Source organism: Chryseobacterium jejuense, assembly GCF_017877355.1.
In the GTDB taxonomy this organism is placed as follows: domain Bacteria; phylum Bacteroidota; class Bacteroidia; order Flavobacteriales; family Weeksellaceae; genus Chryseobacterium; species Chryseobacterium jejuense_A.
In genome coordinates this window covers 49,901-71,849 of the sequence record NZ_JAGIPR010000003.1, presented here as the reverse complement: position 1 = coordinate 71,849, position 21,949 = coordinate 49,901, and the positions used below count along the sequence as shown (strand labels likewise).

The window sequence follows — 21,949 nt, the reverse complement described above, 5'->3', positions numbered from 1 at the left end:
TTATATATATTAAAAATGTTATTTCTTAATAATTGTCATTTTGCTTAATGTTCGGGTTAGCCTGAATAGCATTGATCGGAATTGGCCATTGCCATAAGTCACTATTTGCATCCAGAGTCTGAACAAGCGCTTTTGATCCGCTACCATCAGCAATATCTCCTTTATTGGATCTTTTAATAGACTTTCCTAATCTTTTCAATGTATACCATCTGTCATTTTCAAAAGCAAGCTCCAATCTTCTTTCTTTCAGGATAGCGTCTAAAAGAGCTGTTCCAGCTTCTGTTCCAGGAGTAAATGAAGTATATCTTTCTTTTCTCAACTGGTTTAACAAAGTAAGAGCTGCCCCTTGGTTTCCTGAGTTGTAAGATGCTTCAGCTACGTTCAGTAATACTTCAGCAGTTCTCAGATACTTAATTGGAACAATGTTAACCGGTCCACCATTACCTGCATATTTTGTAATGTGGTTATACATTTTTTTGTTGTATAAAGCTTGGGTGAAGTAAGTCGTTTTTCTTACATCATTATTAGCAAAAGAGTTGTAGAAATCATAATCTGCAACAAATTCCGATCTGTATTGACCGTCAATTAGCTGATTATAAGCAACCCCTACTGTATTACGCTCAGGTGCAGTATTTGAGATCTGGAATAAAACTCCATCAGTAATTTTAGCCAATCCTTCGTTTTCTTTCCAGATACTGTTAAAGTTAGCCAATGTTGTAACACTTGGTGAAAGACCTAAAGCTAACTGACCATATTTTATAGTATTAGCATTGTCTCCCTTATAAAGGTATACTCTTGATAATAATCCGTATACAGCAGCTTTGCTGAATCTTCCTTTATCAGCATCATTCTGTGTAATTTTATCAGCGGCAATTAACAAGTCATTGATTACTTTATCATATGACTCACTTACACTAAGACTTCTGGAAGAATCATTATTCAAAGGTTTGTAAGATTCAGAATAATAAATACCATATTGGTTCTTCGCTGTTGAGTTTTGTGTTGGGATTACAGAGTAAGCTCTTAAGATATCAAAATGAGCTGCAGCTCTGATAGCTCTTGCTTCTGCTTCAACATTATCTTTCTGAGTACCAGATAACACCCCATTTCCTAAATAAGAAAGAACAAAGTTAGCTCTGCTTACCACAGCATATGCTGCACTGAACAAGCCTGTAGTCTGTGAATTATCTGAAGAGAATTCAAAGTTTGAAGCTGAAGCGTTAGAGTTTCTTCCTCCATCTGAAATGATAAGGTTATCTGTAGTAAGGTCACCCATAATAAGCTGGTTACCTGTATCACTAGTATAATAACCACCTCCTTTAAATGCTGTATAAGCTCCATCTAAAGCCTGTCTGAATGATTCAGGTCTGGTCATTGCCTGCTCCTCTGCTTCATTCACTGATGAAATCTGATCTAAATTTCTCTCACAAGACGTTAACGATACAAAAACAGTCAACGCAGCTAAACTTATTTTTATTATATTCTTTTTCATAAAGCTATTCAATATTAAAATTCTAATTGCATTCCTACCATGATCGTTCTTACAGCAGGATAAGTATAAAGGTTATATGATCCTGGAACGAATAATGATGTAGATTCAGCAGATCCTACAGAAATTTCAGGTTCTCCGTGGAAACTTGTTACTGTAAATAAGTTCTGCCCCTGTACAAACATTCTCAGTTTATTAATTGGAGAATCCTCTCCAAGAACTTTTTTATCAAATGTATATCCTAATGTAAGGGATCTTAATCTTAAGTAGTCTGATTTCTCAATCCACTGATCAGAATCACGCATACCGTTAGAGTCTACTCTTTGGAATACATCTGTATCACCTGGTTTTCTCCACATGTTGGAAGCAGCTTGCGCCATGTTTCTTCCAGCCTTAGCCTGAGTTGGGTCAACAGCAAGTAAATACATGTTGTTATATGTATAACCTCCTAACTTGAATGTAAAGTCTGCACTGAAATCGAATCCTTTATATTGAAGTGTAGTTCCGAAACCTCCGAAGCTTGTTGGGAAAGGAGATTTATCTGTAAGTGGAACAGCATCAGAAGCACTGTATTTTTCTGTAATGTTTCCTGCTTTATCGTAATATTGAGCATTTCCATTAGCTGAGTTTACACCTGCAAATCTAACACTATAGAATGCGTATGGAGATTCACCTACTTTAAGATAAGTATATCCAAGGTTTCTTTCAGTTTGTCCATCTGCCAGCTTATCAAGAGTTGATTTCTGGAAAGAGATGTTAGCACGTACCGTCCATTGGAAATCTTTCTTTCTCATAACGTCTACGCTTAATTCAGCTTCAAGACCTTTCTGAGTCATATCACCAGCATTGATATATTGGTAATATGATCCTTCCTGCTTATCCAATGGTACTAACTGTACGAAATCTTTTCTCTTGTTTTGATAAACTTCTACGGATCCACGGATTCTTCTCTTCCACATTGTAAAGTCAACCCCTGCGTTAGTTACCGCATTAGCTTCCCATTTCAGATTCGTGTTACCAATGATGTAAGCTTTTTCGGTACTGTTATAAGTTCCAGGAAATAAAGCGGCGTTATTTCCGTATAAATCGAAACCAACATTCGCTACGTTGTAGTAGTCAGATAATGAACCGTCATTTCCAGTTGTACCGTAAGAAGCTCTCAATTTCAAGTCGTTGATGAAACCACCTTTCATGAAGTCTTCCTTCGCAATGTTCCAAGCAGCACTGGCAGACCAGAAGATCCCGCTCTTGTTATTAGCTCCAAATCTGGAAGAAGCATCTCTTCTTAATGATCCTGTTGCTAAATATTTACCTTCATAATCATAGTTTACCATACCAGCTAAACTGAAAAGAGTATTTCTAACTTTAGTTCCGGTAAATGTATTTCTGTCTGAAGGAGTCGTGATAGAAGGTACGCTAAGTGTAGTAGATTTTAATCCATAAGCACTTGCATTCACATTTTCAGTGAAGTTATCGTTATATTCGATAAATCCTAAGAAATCGAAATTATGTTTTCCGAATGATTTCTTATAATTTAATGAGTTATTCCATGTGTAGTTAAATGCATAGAATGAGTTTTTCGCCAATGAACCTGTAGGGATTTTGTTGGTAGTTAAATCCAGGTTAGATCCCTTTTTCATCCAAGTGGTATTCATGTACCAGTCGTAAAGTCCGTTGAAATTAGTTTTAAATTTCAATCCGTCCATGATTTTATATTCACCGAATAAAGTTACCGGAATTCTTAATCTCTGGTCTTCTGCTCTGTTATTACGGATCTGCTCTACAGTGTTGGAACCTGCTCTCATTTTCTGATTGTAGCTTCCGTCTGGGTTATAAATCGGCTCGTAAGGAGCATATTTATACATTGCCGCGAATGGGTTCTGTGTATTGTTTCTGTCTCTAAAGTTCTGCGTAACCTGATACTGAACTCCTAAGTTAACTCCAACGTTTAACTTTTCGCTCAATTTGTTAGTAAATCCGAAATTACCTGTATATCTCTTAAGTCCGTCTACATCTTTAAGAATACCATTATCAGCATCATATCCTAATGAATAGTAGAATGTACTTTCTCTGGATCCTCCCTGTGCACTGAACAAATAAGACTGAATGCTTGATGGTCTCAACAGATCTTTTTGCCAGTTGTGATCATAAACAGCAAGAGCATTAATTTCAGTTTGAGATCTTGGAGTTACTCCTAAGTAACCTAATTCATTCTGATAGTTCATTAACTCTCTGGCGTTCATCATTGTAAAGTTCTTATCCTTCAGCTTTTCACTGAAACCAAACTTACTTTCAAATGAATAGTTAGTTTTTCCAACTTTCCCGGCTTTAGTTGTTACTACAACTACCCCGTTTGCTCCTCTCGCACCATACTGAGCCGTAGCTGCAGCATCTTTAAGAACGGAAATTGATTCTACGTCTGCAGGGTTGATTGCACTGAACTGTCTAGCAGACATATACATACCATTCACCACATAAGTAGGCTCAGAAGAACCACCAACACCGGCAACCCCTCTTACCATAATGGTAGCAGCAGAACCTGGCTGTCCCGTAGCACTTTGTACATATACCCCTGAAGCTTTACCCTGTAAAGAGTTTCCGATAGATGTTGTAGGAGAAGTTCTTCTGATAGCATCTCCACTTACAACGGCCTGAGCCTGGGTAATTTCATCTGCTTTTTTCTTCTGATATCCAGTAACGATTACCTCATCGATCTTATTCTCCTTCAGAATAGAATCATTCTTAGATTTTTGTGCATAGGCAGCTTGTCCTAAAAAAAACAAAGCTCCAGCACTTAATACATGTAACTTCACATTCATATTAACAGATTTTAATATATTCAAGGGGACAAATATGTTAATAAATATTAACACCATCAATTTATTAAAACCTGAAAACAGTCCATAAGAAAAGGATTATCTACATATAACTCTAAAAAATGATAAAAAAAAACTTTAATTATATTTGAAATTTTAAATAATATCAAATCATTTTAAACATTAATGGAATTTTAACGAAAAGTGAAATAAAAATTAACGTACATCAATTCAAAAAATAAAGTGAAAAAAATTAATAATAAATAATTAAATCAGCGAAAAAAATAAAACAACACTCTCCCTTTTTTTAACTAAAATCAGCAAAAAGATGAATACTTTTTAGCGAAAAAACATAAAAAACAACCTGATAAAAATCAGGAAGACCGCCTAAAAAGGCAGTCTCCGTGAAAATAAAATTAAAAATCTGTTAATATATGATCTCTAAAAATCCGTCTAAATCAGTATATTTTTGAGAATATCTCCTGACTTTATTTTTGCCATTTATATTCTATTTTTTACAAAATAAATTAAACTATTTTATCTCTAAACCGTAATATTTTATCTTTTCAAAAAGCTATAATCTGAATAAGCAGATATCACATTACATACTGCTGTTACTATCTTTTAACAACAATACTTAACTGGGACAAAAAAAGCATTCCAATTTTTGGAATGCTTTTTATATGTTTTAATTTTAAAACTATTTTTGATAACCATAATACCTAGCTCCTGCTAAAACTGGACTCTCAGTCTCTATAGAAACAAGACCGAATCCTTTATAATTTGGATTTACAGATTGGCTCAATTGCTTTCTGTGAAGCTTTTCATAGGTTTCAAAATCAATAACCTTTCTATGAGTCAGATTTTCGAATAAATTCCATTTCCCTGCCACAGTTTTCCAATTGGGAGATACCTTACCGGCAAATACTTTGGACTTGGAACCACTACCATACCCTAAGAATCCAATTCCTTTTCCAGATAGATCTTCATTTTCGTTAAAAGAAGTCTGTAAACCGGAAAGGAATGCCATAAAAATAGAAGCTGTATACATATTCCCTATTTCTGAAGAAGCTCTTTGGGTCTTTTCAATAGCTTCATTAATCAGTTGTATATAATTTTCAGATTTAGCAACTGCTTTCTGATCCTCAGGAGTTTCATAGGAAATTCCATTTTCCAGGCTATAGATTTCTGTAAAGACTCTTTTCCCATGAAAAGCATAAGGTAAATGGAAAATAATATACCTCCACGCTTCATAAGGCTTTTCTTTTCCCGTAATATCTTTATAATGCTGGTAAGCTTCTCTGATCCTATCCTGATAGCACTGATTGGAATACTGCCCATCAAAAACCGGCTCATCTGTAAAGATCTCAATCTTGTCAGGATACATTTCAGGTGCTCCGTTCAGATCTTCTTTTTGATATTGTCTTCTTGGTTTGAAAAAATCAAAAACACTTTCTGTAGCTACTCCCCAATTATTTTCAATTTCAAGAAGATCAGGTTTTGCAGAGATCAATAGCGCAACAGCTCCACCCCCTTGTGTATATTCTCCTGAAGAATCCAATTCATATTTTGCATAGTCACTGGCAATGGCTACCGCTTTTTTCTCAGGATTTACTCTTACAAAATCTAAGGCATTATGCAAAGCATCAACTCCACCTACACAGGCAAAAGTCATATCTACTACATCACAGTTTTTAAAAACTCTTTCTCCAAATTCTCCTTCCAATACCTTTTCAACCATCTGCATTGCATAAGAAGCGGTTGGTTTTGCTGCATCTACAGCACTTTCCGTACCCAGATAAATTCTTGAAATTTCTTTAGGATTGATCTGATAATCCTGAATCAACCTTAATAATGCTTCTGCTGCAAAGGTTGCCGCGTCTTCATGCACATCAGGCAATCCCATTTTATGAAGTCCTAGTCCCTTCTCCAATTTCGCCGGTTCTATACCTCTTTTTTCCGCTAAATCTTTAATTTCCAAATATAAAGATGGCACATAATAGCTTGCCGCTTCAATTCCAAAACTCATATTTTTTAAAATTTTAAACGAATTTATGAAAGATAACGCAAAAAACAGCAGTAAAAACAACTGATTTTTGTAATATTATTAAAAATTAATAAGATCGAAACAGATATCATTAAAGACCTTTTCTACACTTTAAATCCTGAATATAGAACCCTATCAATACATGTAAGCTATCCCAATTATTCATCTATAAAAAGAAAGCCAGCAAATTTGCCGGCTCTATATCTTACTTATAATTTTCAATGGTTTTATTGATAACATCAATCTGTTTATTAATGCTTGCCGCATTTTGTGGGTTCTGTTTCAGTAATTCCATTTTCTTACCTAACCCATCCTTCAGTATTTGCACCACCATCATTTTAGCTTGTGGATTATCTCCTATCTGGTTTTTAGCGTATCCTAAAATTTTAGTCACACTTTCGGTAGCTTTTAAGTTATCAGATGACATGATCCAGTTATATCCTTCTTCTGCAGATTTCCCTAATTCAGGATTCTGGAATTTGATAAACGGGTAAAATGCTGCCAATGAAGCAATTTTTGGCATTTGAGAAACTACTTTATTTTTTACAATAATTGGAAGTAACTGAGCCTGCAACTCATCTGAAGCACCATCCAAATCGATTTTATCAGCTAATGAATTAGCCTTTGACGGATCAATAGCAAGAACAGCTCCTAACGAACTTCCTTTTACGGCATTCGAAACAGCACTCATTCCTTTTTCAAAAAGAGGAAGGTATCTTTTATCTTTTGTTTTAGCCAAGGCTGCAATTGCTGCAGCTTGTGTTAATGTTTTAGGATCATTGGATGCTAATTTTTCAACTTCAGCTCCTAATGCCTTCATTTGTTCAGGGTTACTAAGATCTACTAATTCCAAAGCCTGAATTCTTACTCTGAAGAAAGGATCTTTTAACGCTGCCGCCAATAATTTGGTTGCTGCAGGGCTTTTACCTGCCTGATCTTTGATTCCAGCTAAAGCATTATATCTGTTTTTAAATTCTTTAGAATTCGTAAACTGTAAAAGATTCTGTTCCGGAGTTTTTATATCAGTAATATCTGCCAATAGAACACCATCTGCATTAATGTTTACTAAATCCGGAGCTTTAGAAACATCAAAATTGAATGTATTCTTCGCATCAGCCTTTACCCAAACATTATATCTCTTTGGTTTTCCATTGTCATACACATCAATTGCCAGAGAAAATTCAAACATCTGATCCTGGGTCTGATTGATTGTAACAGCCACCTGTTTTTTCACAGGTTCAAATGTAAATGAATAGTTTACCTTTGGATTTCCGCTTCCAAAATACCATTGATTAAAGAACCAGTTCAGGTCTTTTCCTGAAACTTTTTCAAAGGAAAGTCTCAACTGATGGGCTTCTGCATTCTGATATTCATTTGTCTTCAGGTAGTCATTCATCCCAGCAAAGAAAGCATCATCTCCTAAATAGCTTCTCAACATATTCAAGATTCCGCCTCCTTTCTGATAGGTTACCAGATCAAATACATCTTCACGGGACTCATAATTGAATCTTACCAGATTTTTATTAAAATCAGATGGATTATGGATGTATCTGTTCACATCAGTCATCAGGTGATAATCGGCCTGATCTTTTCCATATTTATGTTCATTCCAAAGGTATTCAGAATAATTAGCAAAGGATTCGTTTACCGTAAGGTTACTCCAGCTTTCTGCGGTTACCAGATCTCCAAACCAATGGTGAAATAGTTCGTGAGCAATGGTATCTTCCCATGTATTTTCATCGATAAGCTGTCCCGGCTTTTGAAGAATATCACTTCCATGAAGCGTTGCTGTTGTATTTTCCATCGCACCACTCACATAGTTTCTACCGGAAATTTGGGCATATTTAACCCACGGATAATCGTAATTCATTCTTTTAGAGAAAAAATCGATCATTTCCGGAGTATTTCCATAGATCTGTTTAGCGTAAGGCTCGTATTCTTTTTCGATATAGTAATCAACAGGAATGTTCTTCCATTTATCTTTTACAATAGCATACTCTCCTACTCCCATGAAAAAAAGGTAAGTAGAATGTCTTTTATCCATTACCCAATGATCGGTTCTTAATCCGTTAGATTCTTTTTGAGAGTCTTTCAGGATACCATTTGATAGAGTAACATATTTATCAGGGACTGTCATGTAGATTTCCTGAGTTGTTTTTTGATTTGGTTTATCAATGGTTGGAAACCATGCAGAAGAGGCTTCTGTTTCTCCTTGTGTCCAGATTTGCGTCGGAAGTTCCGGATCTGTTCCCTGAGCATTAATGAAATAAAGTCCTTTGGCATCATTGATGGCCATACTTCCTTGTTGTTTCACTTCGTTTGGACGGGAAGTATATTTGATATAGACTGTATAGTCCTGATTTTTCTGATAGGTTTTATCCAGTGTGATTTTCAGGATATCATCTTTGTATTCGTATTTTAAAGGAGATTTTTTACCATTATTATCAAGAGCTACCTCATGAATCAGCATTGCTTTTGCATCAAGAATCAGCTCATTGGTAGGATAGAAATAGGGTGAAGCAGTCAACCATTCTTCCCCATTCATCTGTTCTTTCTGATAATCGAAGTTTACCTTCAGCTTTGTGTGTTTCAGCTCTGTTACTTTAGTATGGGTAGCTCTGTACACTTTTTCTCTTCCTGAAGTTTCGGTTTGTGCTGATACATTGGCGGAAAATAAAATTCCTAATATCGCAATCGATAAAATGGCCTTTCTCATCTGTCTACTTTAATAATTTTAGAGTTATTTTTTTATTATTATATCGAAAATATCATTGACTAAAGTTTCGTAATCCCCGGTTTTCAACTGTTCTTTTGTTTTGGCAAAAGCTATTTTCAGTTCACTTTGCGGGTTTTCATCGTCAACAATTTCTGCTGAAGCAACACCTTTTAGCTGAAGAACAATATTTTTCAGTACCTCAGGGTCGGCATTTTCTTCAATATTTATCTTTAAATACTTCATAATTTTTGGGATTGGATTTATAATTATCCCTTTTGTTAAAGGGCCAGAGTCAAGTTCTTTCAAATTTAAAACTTATTTTAGAAACAATGGGTCTGTTAGTGTTTTTTTAAAGGAGATTTTTATAGGAAGAATGAAGAGACAGGAAGCTGGAGGAGGGAGGCCGGAAGTTACTTTCGGACGAAATATGAACTTTAATCATTCTAAAAAATAAAAAGTTTATGGGAAAAGAAGGAGTGAAAAGATTGGAAGCAGGAAGATACTTTCAGGTTTAATAACACTAGTAAGTAGTTAAATATTTTAGATCAATATCTTATTTTCTCTATAGCAAAGAGCCCCAAGAATAAAACGTCAGTAATTTGCTGGCTGAGAGAACTTCTCTCTTCCAGCTTCTAACTTTCTGTCTTATCTACTATTCTTCTCTCACTATCTTCCCATTTTTATATAAAAATACCCTCTCACATTTCGTCTGTCTGTCAGCATTAAAAATAAATACTTTTTTAGGATCAATACCATTCATTTCAGACAGCATTCTACATTCCCAGTTATTGTAAAAGATAGGTTCTCTAAGGATAAAATGTGGATTAGTCTTCAGTTCGGTGAACATATCATATCTTAAACAAACCACACCATTTTCAATATTTTCAGCCTTTAATGTTTTACTCAGTTCGTGAAACATTTTATAATTAAACTGACTGGTATAGATCCAGGCATTTTTCACACTCATGTTCGTGATAAGTAAAAGGAAAGCGAGTCCTGCAAAAAGGGAACTGATTGTTCTATTCCCAAACTTCAGCTTAAAGGACAAATAAATGATTCCTGAAATGGTAAAGAGTGTGTAAAAAAGTCTTATTGCTCCGAGACTGCGGTTATCAAACCCAAAAAGTGTCGGAATATAGGATGAAACATAAAAAACGCATACTGCAAGTATTATTGAAATAAGCGAAATAAGCCCTATGCTTTTAATGTCTTTTAATTTGCTTTTAAAATCATAGCCGGAGAAAACTTTATAGATAACTGAAGACATTATCAAAGCCAAAAATATTTCTACAATATGAAGATTTTTAAGATTTATTAATCCTTTATATATTCCTATAAAAATATCTTTGAAAAATAATTTTGCTGTAAAAATAGTCACCTGCACTACTCTTTTCAATTCGAAAATTTTCCCGACTTCATCTCTTTGGTAGGAATGAGCAAATATTGCCGGCTGAATGACTTTTCTGAAAAGAACAATGGATCCAATAGTGAGTAACAGAAAAACGATTCTATTTTTATTTTCCTTGATTAAATAAAGATTTAACAGAATCAATGGCAGAAAAATCTCATAGCTTAATATTGAAAGTATAAAAAATAAAGCACTGAACAGAATGTTTTTATGAACATAGACATAATAAATGCTCAGACTAAAAAATATTGTTGCCAGGTTTGAATTCAGCATGATTGGAGAAAACTGAATACTTGTACCGATTAAAGAGCATGAATACAGCAAAGTGATCAGACTTGCCAGTTCTTTTGACAGAATTTTTTTTTGTGCCACCCAATAAACAGCAAACAATGAAAGTGGAAAAAACAGTATTCCTAAAAGATAAATGGACTCGTTATACTTTGAAAGAAAAACCAAAGTTCCCGTCACAAATCCGGACACCGGTCTTGCTGCCATATTGGAAGAATCAAGATAGGAATAGATATAACTAAAATAAGGCTTAGAAATATGCCTGGCGCTATAAGCTTCTTTTAAATCATCTGCCACAATGACCTTTTCCGTAAAAACAGACAGCCATATATAAAGGTTGTAAACAACGATCAGGATATTCAGAAATATCAGATATATATTGTTTAATTTTTTTCCCATATTATTTTTTCAAAATTTGTGGTGAAAATTAAATTCTCACAAACTTCAAAAATAATAGAAATCTGTCAATTACAAAAGACAATAAAAGAGTCTGTATGATATTAAATCGCTACCGGAGCCTTAATTCCCGGATGTGGATCATAGTTTTCCAATGTAAAGTCTTCAAAATCGAAATCGAAGATATTTTTAACATCAGGATTTAGTTTCATGGTAGGAAGCGCCCTTGTTTCTCTTGAAAGCTGCCTGTTCACCTGCTCAAAGTGATTATTGTAAATATGAACATCACCAAAACTATGAACATAATCTCCTACTTCAAGATCACAAACCTGTGCTACCATCATCAATAACAAAGCATAACTTGCAATATTGAAAGGAACACCTAGGAAGACATCTGCACTTCTCTGGTATAACTGCAGTGATAATTTTCCGTCTGCTACATAAAACTGAAATAATGCATGACAAGGAGCCAAAGCCATATTTGGAATTTCAGCAACATTCCATGCAGAAACGATCAGCCTTCTGGAATCCGGATTCTTCTTGATCTGATCTATTACTTCTGTGATCTGATCTACAATTTTTCCGTCTGCCCCGTTCCAGCTTCTCCACTGCGCTCCGTAAACAGGTCCTAAATCACCGTTTTCATTGGCCCATTCATCCCAGATGCTTACTCCGTTATCTTTAAGATATTGGATATTGGTATCTCCTTTCAGGAACCAAAGCAATTCATAGATAATGGATTTTAAATGAACCTTTTTGGTGGTTACCAATGGAAATCCTTTAGACAAGTCATATCTTAACTGATACCCGAATACACTTCTTGTTCCAGTGCCGGTTCTATCGGTTTTATCAGTTCCGTTGTCTAAAATATGTTGTAAAAGATCCAGGTAGTTTTGCATTTTGAAAAGGGATTTATGGGTCAAATTTAATAAAAAAAAAGCACCCAGCCTATGGATGCTTTTTATAAGACGTATATCTCTTTTCTATTAAACAGGTGTATATCCTACACCTTCAAGCTATTAAGACAACTGAAGAATTATAATATAGAGACATTAACTTTTTCACTGTTTCCTGTGATTGATTTCAGTTGGCCATATCTGTTTTTATCAATGAATTTATCATTTGAATACTCCAGTCTCACCGGACCAAATTTGATAAGCTTTTGAAATTTACTTTCATCAATAATATCTTTTGTTCCGTAATCTATTGAAATATCCCCTATCACTTTCAGTTTTCCCAACCTGCTGTTATCAATAACATCATTTGACCAGTAATCTACGGTAAGATTTCCAATTTTCTTTACCTTACCAGCTTTCTCTCTGGTAAAAGCAGAATCTTCCCAATAGTCTACAGAAACATTCCCTATGCTTTTCAGTTTGCCTGCTTTCTCGCTAGTAAATGCAGTATCATCCCAATAATCTATTTTAACATTTCCTATGCTTTTAAGCTTTCCATATTTAGCTTTATCGAAGACCTGATTATCATAATACTCAAGTTTACCATTAAGGTCAGGAGCATTAAAATCGGAAATTGATCCATCAGCATTCAGCGTAATTACAAAACCGTCTACCGTAAGTTTTATCGTTTCCAGATCATATGTTCTTGAGGAAACTGTAGCATGAACCTGCGCATTGATAGCCAAACTGCCAAGTAAAAAGACAAGGAGAATTAAATTTTTAAATTTCATATTATTAAAGATTGATTTACCAAATATGTTCAATATCCTGATTGGTATTGTTGATGGTAAAAGCCTCTCCCATTTTCTTGCCAAACATAGCCTTTACTAAAGGGGATTCTGCAGAAACGGTCATAATCTTTTGATTTTCAAAAAGAATTTCTCCCATAGAAGCTGAAACATAGAATAATCCCTTATTGGTTTTCACTAAAGCCCCGATCTGAACTTTCTCTGAAGGATCAGAAGTTATTTTCTGTAAAATTGCCTGTTGGTTCAATACTTCATTAAGCTGTCGTTGCAGATTATTGATTTCCTGCTGAAGCATTTCTCTGCCGGTTTCATACTTGTCTCCCATTGAGCTTTTCGTGTCATTATTGGAAGCACGGGTTTCTGCAATCAGATTTTCGAAATACTGAATTTTGTCTGTTAGTTTAGCTTTAACGATGTCTATTATTTCCTGTTTGTTCATTGTAATGCAGCTTTTATTGAGAGTGGAGAAAACCACCCCGTCAAAATCATAGATTTTGACACCCCTCCAGCGGAGGGGAATGTAGTACCATTTAATAACTGGTGATTGATGTTTTATAATTTCAGATCCAAATTATTTTTATTTTTCAAATACTGAGTAGTCTGAAACTTTGAAATTAAAATCTTTGCTTTCTTCGAAGTTTCTTTTTGTTTTTTCGAATACATTTCTGAAAGTTCCTGATAGATTTCCGTCTTCAATACTAAAGTTCACAGGTTCTTTTGACATGTTTAAAACAACCAGGACTTCATCTTTTCCATTTTTTCTTATGTACGCCAGGATCTTGTCATTAGCAGTTGTATTCAATAAATAAGTGGTCACATTCGAATCTCCGCCTCTCAAAGCAGGATTGAAAGCTTTGAGATCTAACAGTGTTTTATAGAAGTCGGCCGCCTGATAGGTTTTGGTCCATTTAATCGGGTCTTTTTCAAAAAATTCGAGTCTCTTCATATTGGGAAGTTCCTGACCTGAGTACAATAACGGAACACCATTCCATGTAGCGGAGAATACAGCCATTGGTTTGGTAATAACGGCATATTTTTCATATTCTGTCCCGTTCCATGAATTTTCATCATGATTAGCCGTAAACCAGGCTCTCATTGACTTGTCCCCGATATTGGAATATTGCACCAATAAATCCTTCAGCTCCTGAAGCGGCTCATTCTTTTTATAGTAATCTGCGGATTTATGCATCCATTTCCAGGAGTAACTGGCATCGAAGACTTTTCCATATTCCGGACTTTCCAATTCATCAAATTCTCCTAGCCAGAAAAGTGGTTTTACTTTTTCTACTTCCGGGCGTGCCTGTTCCCAGAAATCTACCTCCACCCATGAAGCAAGATCACATCTGAAACCATCAATGTCTGTTTCCGTTATCCAGAATTTCATAGCATCAATCATAGCCTGGCGCATTTCCGGGTTTTTGTAATCCAGTTCAATAATATCATCCATTCCGGAAGCAATATGGAATTTCCCATCAGGATCTTTCAGGTAAAATTCAGGATGTGTTTTGGTCCAGACATGATCCCAACCAGTATGATTGGCTACCCAATCAATAATTACTTTGAAACCTAATCTGTGCGCTTCATTCACCATCGCTTTAAAATCCTCCATGGTTCCGAATTCCGGATTAATGGAAGTATAGTCTGCTGCTGCATAAGGACTTCCAAGGCTTCCTTTTTTATTTTGCTGGGCAATTGGAGTTATAGGCATGAACCAAAGTGTTCTTACTCCCATAGCTTTCAGTCGGGGCATTTCTTTTGCAAATGCTTTGAAAGTTCCTTCCTGAGTATATTGTCTGATATTTACTTCGTAGATATTCGTGTTGTGTTTCCAGTCTTTTGGCAGTTCTGTCATCCTCTTTGTATTTTTTTGAGTGGTACAGGAAACAATTCCCAGACCAATTACAGCTAATAAAATTAATTTTTTCATTAATCTATTTTTAACAAAAGTAAGGATTGTTTTTCAGGGAAAGGGGCTGAAATGGAAAATTACGGGTACTCTTTTTGAAATAATACAGGTTATAAAACAATTGGCTTATGGTGAATTTTCTGTTATCTAAAATTAACAGGTTGATTGAAGTAAATTGACAATAAAGTCATAAAAATATTTGAACCATTAAAGTTTTTAAGAGGATAAGAAAAGTTAAAGGAACAGTTAAAGCGAGTGATTAAGCCATATTCTCAATTCATCTTTGATGAAACTTACCTTACAATCTTCATTGTTCTTAATGGTTTAAATTCATTTTGTTTTTTCACACAAAGTTTTTAGTAAGTTCTGTTATATTTTGAGGGAGCAAAGGGTGGAATCAATTTCATTGATTCTTTTTAAGCGGATGTATAAACATCTAGTTCCATGAACAGGTTTAGCTTAATCTGATTTATTGTAAAAAGAATACCAGAGGATCAGATCATTTTAATTTTCAATAAAAAGCCCCGAATTCTTAATCCGGGGCTGTATTTTTTATGTATCTACATCTTATCTTTCGTCATCGTTATCATCTTCATCATCAAAGACATCATCGTTGTAGTCTTCTTCTTCCTCATCATCGTAGCTATCATCTTCATCTGAAAAGTTTCCGCCTGCTACAAAATCATCATCGAAACCAAACTCATCATCTGCCAAAGGCATTGCTGATTTCTTTTTAGATCCTCCACTTCCGTTTTTGCTAGGCGCTTTTAATGGAACGTTTCCAAATCTGTACACAGTAATCGGATAATTCACTCCTTTTGTTTCATCAATGATTTCTATAAGCTCACAGAAGAATTCCCAAAGGTCAAGAAGTCCATACTGGAATTGTGCCTTGTCTCCTTTGTTTCCAAAAGCTTCATCAATGTATACGTCTGACATAATCTCACCATCACCATCATCGCTCATATCTTCCAATGGGACACTTTTTACGATTGTTCCGTCTTCTTCTAACAGATTAAAAGTAGAAAGCTCCTCTCCCTGCAGACTGAATGCACTTTTAATTCCTAAATGTAAGTTCCATAACGTTTGTTTTCCCTTAACTTCAATATCACGGAAAATATCCTCTTTCGCATCTAATATTACGCGGATTTTGTAAACCATATCAGTTTCTTAAATTACTTTTTTGCCTTTATAATTATGATAAATCTCTGGTGCAAATATATAATAAATGACATGTGACAAAAAAATATTTCAGGATTTTTTAAAATATTTTTTTTTCTTACATTTTGCCGGAATTATTTACTTTTTTCGAGCATAAAACTAAACTTCGTTCCTTCAAGATAAACACTTTCTACGGTAATGTTTTCGTTATGAGCCTCAAGGATATGCTTTACAATGGCCAATCCTAATCCGGAACCGCCTTCCCTTCTGCTTCTGCTGGTTTCTACACGGTAAAAACGTTCGAAGATTCTTGGAAGAATTTCAGATTTGATTCCCATTCCGTTATCAATGACTTCAATCAATACTTTATTTCTTAAAATACTGGTCTTAACAATCACTTTTGCTTCCTGTCTATTGGCATAGTGAATGGCATTGGAAATAAGATTAATAAAAACCTGGGAAATTTTTTGCTTATCAGCCTCTACAAAAATTTGTGGATGTAAAGTCTGGATCTGTAATGTGGTATTATGTTTTTCAGCTTCAAATTCAAGAAGGTCAAAAATTTCCTTGATCAGAAGATTGACATCAAATTTGGAAACAGTAAGGTTAATTTCTCCTGCTTCGAGCCTGTTAATCATATCAAGATCTGTAACAATGGCAATAAGCCTTTCTACGGATTTATCAATTCGCTCAAGGTATTTATCACGAATGGTAAGATTATCCACCCCTCCATCTCTTAAGGTTTCTACGTAACCCTGAATAGAAAACAATGGTGTTTTAAGCTCATGAGAAACGTTACCGATGTATTCTTTACGATAACTTTCCATTTCCTTCATCATATCAATTTCGGTAGCCCTCTGCTGATTAAGGTCCGAAAATCTTTCTCCCAGTTCTTTAATGGTTATATTCTCATCATTATCCTGAACCATTTCCTGAGGAAGAATCCCGGAAAGTCCCTTCACCTGCTTTCTTCCGTAATAATTGAAAAGAAGCTCCAATACTACACAGTTGATAATAAAGATAAGAACAATACAGATTAAAAGACCCGTCTTAAATAAAGGGGTCTCATAATAGATATCTTTAAGTGAATCGAAAACGACCACCAGAAACAGCATCACCAATGTCAACAGACAAGAGGCAACAAGCGTAAGCCTGTAAAATTTCAATTTTACAAAATTTTAATAATTGTAAGTAAAGATAAGGTATTTAAATAGTTAAACGATAAGTTTATACCCAATCCCTTTTAAAGTCTGAATTGTATTAATTCCTAACTTTTCTCTTAATCTTCTGATGTGAACATCAATAGTTCTTTCTCCTACGATGACATCATTACCCCAAACTTTTTCAAGAATTTCTTCTCTTTTGAAAACTTTTTCTGTATTGGATGCTAAAAGATAAAGTAAGTCAAATTCTTTTTTAGGAAGAAGAAACTGCTGTCCGCTTTTGGAAACTCTGAAGTTATCTTTATCAATGATAAGATCACCAATTTCGATTAATTTAGCATTATCAGAAACCTGAGAGGTTAATTGTAGTAATGCGTTTACTTTAGAAGTCAGAATTTTCGGTTTAATCAGCTTTACAACATAGTCGTTAGCTCCTGCCTGGAATCCTGCCAACTGAGAGAATTCTTCGCTTCTTGCAGAAAGAAAAACAATAAGTGTCTTTTGAAGTTCTTTTATTTTACGAAGTTCCTGACATGTTTCAATACCATCTTTTTCAGGCATCATTACATCTAGTAGAATAAGATCCGGAACAATTTCCTTTGCTTTTTCTATTCCTTCATTACCGTTGTTAGCGGTATAGATATCATATCCTTCCTTTTCCAAGTTGTAAGACAGAATCTCTAAAATGTCCAGTTCGTCGTCTATTAAGAGTATTTTCTTTTGACTCATTTCAAATTTTTACTGTTTCAAAGTTAATCATTTTTGAATGATAGATTAATAAATTAGTTATCGTTCATATAAAGTTAACAATAATACCCTTTTCTTAATGTTTAGTTAAGAAAAAATTAAATTTTACTAAACCATTTACCCCATCAATCTTTTATTCCTTTGCACCGAAAGAAATCTAGTAATAAAGCAAGTAAAGAGAATGAAAATTAATAAACTTAGCATTGCAGTCTTATTTTTATCCGGATCTGTATTTTACGCGCAGGAAACGAAGCAGGATACAGTAACGAAGGAGAAAAAAATTGAAGGCGTAGTAATCCAAGGAAGCAGCAACAAGAAAACTGAAACTGCGGTATTAGGAGAACAGAAGAAAGCGATTATTCAAAAACAGGCTGTAAGTGCTGAAGAGATTTCCAGAAAAGGGATCTCCAATGTAGAGCAAGGACTTACGAAGGTAACAGGGATCACTACGGTAGAAGGAAGAGGTCTTTTCGTAAGAGGTCTTGAAGAGCGATACAACTATTTATTAATTAACGGTCTTGGTTCACCATCTAACAACCCTTTCCAGAAGATTATTGCCTTAAAGCAGTTTCCAACGGATGTTGTAGGTAAACTGAACATCTATAAGACTTTCAACTCCAACCTTTACGGAGATTTTGCAGGAGCTACTTTTGACATTGAAACCCTTACCATTGACAAGCCTTTTACTAAGGTAGAATTCAGTGTGGGAGTAAATACGTTGAGTACTTTCAGAGATAACTTTAAAGTAGCTGAAGGTGCAGATGGAATGAATGGATATTTGGGATTGAACTCTAGGGATAGAAGACTTCCTGAAGAGGTTAGGAATTCAAAACCTACTAACCATAAGTTTACTACTAACGAGTCTTTGAATTCTTTTAAAGATTCTTGGAATGTGGATAACGTGAAGGCGATGCCTAATACCAGTATTGGGTTTACGACTGTACAGAAAATTAAAGCTGGAGAAACCGGAAATTTAGGAATTTTATTCTCTTTGAATCAAGGAAATAAATACAGTTATAAGGAAGGTGCTAATAATCAGTACAGGCCACTTGATCAGGATGGAATTGTTTTTAACAATTTTCTTAAACGTAAACAATATAATTTTGAAGTTGAATCTTCAGCATTACTAGGTTTAGCGTATAAAAATAAAGGAACTAATATTAACCTTAATGCCATATACCTACAGAATGTCAATAATACTATTGAAGATAATTATGGGTATAAGGATCAAAAAGTACAAAATATTAATAATGGTTTTTTCAGAACGAACCAGTTGGATATTTCAAGATTTTTAGACCTTCAATTAACGGCGTCTCAAAAAATTACTGACAGACATCAGGTAAAAGGTGGTATCAGTTATGTAATCAATAACTATAGCCAACCTGATAGAAAAATCATTGATGGGAGTCTTGAGGATGTCAATTTAAATAAGTTACCAGCCAATCAACTATTCTTAAGATATGGTGGTAATAACCTTATCAGACAGTATCTGGATGTTGATTCAAGATTTTATGGTTCTGCTTTTGCAGAATATTCAATTAACCTAGGTGAAAAAGGAGACAAAAAAGAATATCCCTTACAAATTGCCGTTGGTTACAATGGATTCTCTGATTTTAGAAAAAACTCTTATCGTTTTATTTTTGGAACCCCAGCTAATACATTACAAAGTACTACTGATGTTATTATTGATATAGATCGTCCACAATCAGTTTTTAATCAATCTATAGCTAATGGTAATCTAAATTATACAGAAGGTTCAAACCCATCTCAGTATTACAGTTCCATTTATCAGATTGTTAATGCAGGTTATTTAAATATCAATTACAAACCTGATGAAACCTGGGATATTTTACTTGGTGGTCGTTATGAAAAGGATATGACATTGATTCGTTATTCAACGCAAAGTGCAACGAAAAAAGAAAATCTGGATAAAGTCCGAGATTTATTCCTACCATCCATTTCCATAAAGAAAACACTAAATAATAAAAATAACTTAAGGTTTTCATTCAGTAAAACGGTTACCAGACCAGTCCTGATAGAAACAATGCCGATAGAATATATTAGCCCTGATAATGTTTCTATTATTGGAAATCAAAACATTCAATCTAGTGACAACTATAACCTAGATTTAAAATGGGAATATTTCCCTACAAATAAGGAAATGTTTGCTGTTAACTTATTTGCAAAAAGAATAAATAATGCTATTGAACGTTCCTTAACACCTTCTGCAAACGCAACCGGAACTACTATTACTTTCTTAAATGCTGATAAAGCAGAAATTATTGGAGCAGAAATAGAAGGAATCTTAAACTTAGGCAGGATTTCAGAATCATTAAGTAAGTTCACGCTAGGCGCAAATGCAACCATTATGCATTCCAATGTTGAGAGAAGTCAAAAACAATTGGATACTGAAAAACCAGGTTGGATTAATAAAGAAGACCTAAGAAAAAGAGGACTACAGGGGGCTTCACCATATACGATTAATGCAGATTTAAAGTACGAGTATAAAAACAAAGACAATCTAAGCAAAACAATTTCATTAGTTTATAATGTATCTGGCAGCAAGATTTATGCAACAGGAGGAAATGGTACTGATAATTTCTATGAAAAGCCTTTCCATCAACTTGACTTAGTTTATCAAAATCAATTAACAAAAAATTGGAATATCAAGTTTGCAGTTCAGAATATCTTAGATAGTAAATACAAAATCGTGTTAGGAGATCATAATTACACTCCTTTAAACACCGATGGTATCAATACTTTAACAGACTATTACAGAGGGGTGAATTTCAACCTTACTGTAGGATACACATTCTAAATAACAATATAAAAAATAAAAAAAGTATAAAATGAAAAGGAATCTTTTAACCCTATTATCACTTACAGTATTATTAAGCTTAGCTTCATGTACTATTGAAGTAAATGATGGCAACGGTAGCAATAATAATTCTGAGCAAATATCAGGAGTTCTACCTGAAGGAGGAAAATTATCTGGTATAATTACCTCTAACTTGTTAGTTAAAAAAGGTAATTATACATTAGAAGGCATCGTAAAAGTTGCTGACGGAGCTGTTCTTACTATTGAAGCTGGGGCTACATTTACAGTAAATACTACCACAACCTCAAGCTTAGTGGTTCTGCAAGGTGGAAAAATATTTGCAAGTGGTTCTGAAACTCAACCAATTGTATTTACAGCAGCAAACAAAACGTCTGGTGCATGGGGAGGTATTACTATTTATGGTAAAGCTCCTATCAAAGCTGTAAATGGCAATCTTACTGCTGTATCTGAAGACGGAAACTTTATCACTTATGGAGGGAATGATGCCAATAACAGTTCTGGTGTTTTAAAATTTGTTCGCGTTGAATATGCTGGTAAAAAGATTGGAGATGGTACATCCGAAACTAATACTTTCACATTCTACTCTGTAGGAGATGGTACAACTTTAGAAAATCTAGTAGCTTACAAAGGAACTGATGATGGCTTTGAATTCTTCGGTGGAACTGTAAGTGCTAAGAACCTTGTTTCTTACGGAAATTTTGATGATTCTTTTGACTGGCAAGATGCTTGGAGCGGACAAAATAACTCCAACTGGTATGCTTTCCAAACTGGAATTGGTAATTTCGGAATGGAAATTGAGGCATCAAGTAATGCAGATAATACACCTCCAAAAATTTCAAATATTACTTTAATCAGGGATGCTAATACAAATCCAGAATCACCAAACTCTCCTGAAATTTCTGCTATTCAATTTAAAAAACATGGAACAGGAATCTTTTCAAATGTTTATATCAGTGGATATAAAAACATTGGTGCACAAAAGGCTTATTCTGTTCTTATCCAAGATTTAGCTACAGAAACAAGTCAGGTAAATGCAGGGAAAATAAAAGTAGAGCCTCTTACTTATGTAAATTCTGATAACCTTGGTGTTTGGGGATATGCTTATACACCAGCAAGTGCTAAAACATTTACTAATGCAACTGTTACAAAAGTTTCTCTAGTACCGGGAGCTTGGGCTACCGTAGACGGAGTAAACCTTTTAGCAGCTTTACAATAACTAGTTTCTTCATTTCAAATAAAAAAACCATCAGAATTTTTCTGATGGTTTT

15 protein-coding genes are annotated in these 21,949 nt (G+C 34.6%); 2 read left to right on the top strand and 13 right to left on the bottom strand.

What is annotated here, in order from left to right; all coding sequences use genetic code 11:
* Window positions 1–25: 25 nt before the first annotated feature.
* The 13 genes from J2772_RS07540 to J2772_RS07480 all read right to left on the bottom strand — a co-directional run bounded on the left by J2772_RS07540 (window position 26) and on the right by J2772_RS07480 (window position 17,824).
* Window positions 26–1,492, bottom strand: coding sequence for a RagB/SusD family nutrient uptake outer membrane protein (locus tag J2772_RS07540; RefSeq protein WP_209915262.1), 1,467 nt, complete (start codon window positions 1,490–1,492; stop codon window positions 26–28).
* A gap of 14 nt (window positions 1,493–1,506) precedes the next feature.
* Window positions 1,507–4,308 carry a SusC/RagA family TonB-linked outer membrane protein gene (locus J2772_RS07535; protein WP_209915260.1) on the bottom strand — a complete coding sequence of 934 codons (2,802 nt, stop codon included), beginning with the start codon at window positions 4,306–4,308 and terminating at the stop codon, window positions 1,507–1,509.
* Between the two features lie 697 nt (window positions 4,309–5,005).
* A complete protein-coding gene (locus J2772_RS07530) occupies window positions 5,006–6,334 on the bottom strand; it encodes a hydroxymethylglutaryl-CoA synthase family protein (RefSeq protein ID WP_209915258.1) in 1,329 nt (442 codons plus the stop codon).
* A gap of 223 nt (window positions 6,335–6,557) precedes the next feature.
* Window positions 6,558–9,068 carry a M1 family metallopeptidase gene (locus J2772_RS07525; RefSeq protein ID WP_209915256.1) on the bottom strand — a complete coding sequence of 837 codons (2,511 nt, stop codon included), beginning with the start codon at window positions 9,066–9,068 and terminating at the stop codon, window positions 6,558–6,560.
* Between the two features lie 24 nt (window positions 9,069–9,092).
* Window positions 9,093–9,374, bottom strand: coding sequence for a hypothetical protein (locus tag J2772_RS07520; protein ID WP_245365175.1), 282 nt, complete (start codon window positions 9,372–9,374; stop codon window positions 9,093–9,095).
* Window positions 9,375–9,720: 346 nt separating this feature from the next.
* Entirely contained in the window at window positions 9,721–11,163 is a 1,443-nt protein-coding gene (locus J2772_RS07515) for a hypothetical protein (protein ID WP_209915254.1), read from the bottom strand.
* Window positions 11,164–11,264: 101 nt separating this feature from the next.
* Complete coding sequence (locus J2772_RS07510; protein ID WP_209915253.1) at window positions 11,265–12,059, bottom strand: thymidylate synthase; 795 nt, start codon at window positions 12,057–12,059, stop codon at window positions 11,265–11,267.
* 137 nt (window positions 12,060–12,196) lie between these two features.
* Window positions 12,197–12,847 carry a hypothetical protein gene (locus tag J2772_RS07505; protein WP_209915250.1) on the bottom strand — a complete coding sequence of 217 codons (651 nt, stop codon included), beginning with the start codon at window positions 12,845–12,847 and terminating at the stop codon, window positions 12,197–12,199.
* Window positions 12,848–12,863: 16 nt separating this feature from the next.
* Window positions 12,864–13,304: a hypothetical protein gene (locus J2772_RS07500; protein WP_209915248.1), complete on the bottom strand. Its 441-nt coding sequence runs from the start codon at window positions 13,302–13,304 to the stop codon at window positions 12,864–12,866.
* 138 nt (window positions 13,305–13,442) lie between these two features.
* The gene (locus tag J2772_RS07495) at window positions 13,443–14,792 is read right to left on the bottom strand and encodes an alpha-amylase family glycosyl hydrolase (protein ID WP_209915246.1); all 1,350 of its coding nucleotides are present in this window, start codon (window positions 14,790–14,792) and stop codon (window positions 13,443–13,445) included.
* Window positions 14,793–15,338: 546 nt separating this feature from the next.
* The gene (locus J2772_RS07490) at window positions 15,339–15,932 is read right to left on the bottom strand and encodes an IS1096 element passenger TnpR family protein (protein ID WP_209915244.1); all 594 of its coding nucleotides are present in this window, start codon (window positions 15,930–15,932) and stop codon (window positions 15,339–15,341) included.
* 134 nt (window positions 15,933–16,066) lie between these two features.
* Entirely contained in the window at window positions 16,067–17,098 is a 1,032-nt protein-coding gene (locus J2772_RS07485) for a sensor histidine kinase (protein ID WP_209915242.1), read from the bottom strand.
* A 48-nt stretch (window positions 17,099–17,146) separates the two neighbouring features.
* On the bottom strand, window positions 17,147–17,824 hold the full coding sequence (locus J2772_RS07480; protein ID WP_209915240.1) for a response regulator: 678 nt from the start codon (window positions 17,822–17,824) through the stop codon (window positions 17,147–17,149).
* Window positions 17,825–18,023: 199 nt separating this feature from the next.
* Between J2772_RS07480 and J2772_RS07475 the strand changes: the two genes are divergently transcribed.
* Entirely contained in the window at window positions 18,024–20,660 is a 2,637-nt protein-coding gene (locus J2772_RS07475) for a TonB-dependent receptor plug domain-containing protein (protein WP_209915238.1), read from the top strand.
* 31 nt (window positions 20,661–20,691) lie between these two features.
* A complete protein-coding gene (locus J2772_RS07470; protein WP_209915236.1) occupies window positions 20,692–21,897 on the top strand; it encodes a hypothetical protein in 1,206 nt (401 codons plus the stop codon).
* Window positions 21,898–21,949 lie beyond the last annotated feature (52 nt).

Coding starts and splice junctions, on each gene's coding strand:
- J2772_RS07495 (WP_209915246.1), bottom strand. CDS start 14,792: ATGAAAAAATTAATTTTATTAGCTGTAATTGGTCTGGGAATTGTTTCC.
- J2772_RS07490 (WP_209915244.1), bottom strand. CDS start 15,932: ATGGTTTACAAAATCCGCGTAATATTAGATGCGAAAGAGGATATTTTC.
- J2772_RS07505 (WP_209915250.1), bottom strand. CDS start 12,847: ATGAAATTTAAAAATTTAATTCTCCTTGTCTTTTTACTTGGCAGTTTG.
- J2772_RS07470 (WP_209915236.1), top strand. CDS start 20,692: ATGAAAAGGAATCTTTTAACCCTATTATCACTTACAGTATTATTAAGC.
- J2772_RS07515 (WP_209915254.1), bottom strand. CDS start 11,163: ATGGGAAAAAAATTAAACAATATATATCTGATATTTCTGAATATCCTG.
- J2772_RS07480 (WP_209915240.1), bottom strand. CDS start 17,824: ATGAGTCAAAAGAAAATACTCTTAATAGACGACGAACTGGACATTTTA.
- J2772_RS07525 (WP_209915256.1), bottom strand. CDS start 9,068: ATGAGAAAGGCCATTTTATCGATTGCGATATTAGGAATTTTATTTTCC.
- J2772_RS07510 (WP_209915253.1), bottom strand. CDS start 12,059: ATGCAAAACTACCTGGATCTTTTACAACATATTTTAGACAACGGAACT.
- J2772_RS07500 (WP_209915248.1), bottom strand. CDS start 13,304: ATGAACAAACAGGAAATAATAGACATCGTTAAAGCTAAACTAACAGAC.
- J2772_RS07535 (WP_209915260.1), bottom strand. CDS start 4,308: ATGAATGTGAAGTTACATGTATTAAGTGCTGGAGCTTTGTTTTTTTTA.
- J2772_RS07530 (WP_209915258.1), bottom strand. CDS start 6,334: ATGAGTTTTGGAATTGAAGCGGCAAGCTATTATGTGCCATCTTTATAT.
- J2772_RS07540 (WP_209915262.1), bottom strand. CDS start 1,492: ATGAAAAAGAATATAATAAAAATAAGTTTAGCTGCGTTGACTGTTTTT.
- J2772_RS07475 (WP_209915238.1), top strand. CDS start 18,024: ATGAAAATTAATAAACTTAGCATTGCAGTCTTATTTTTATCCGGATCT.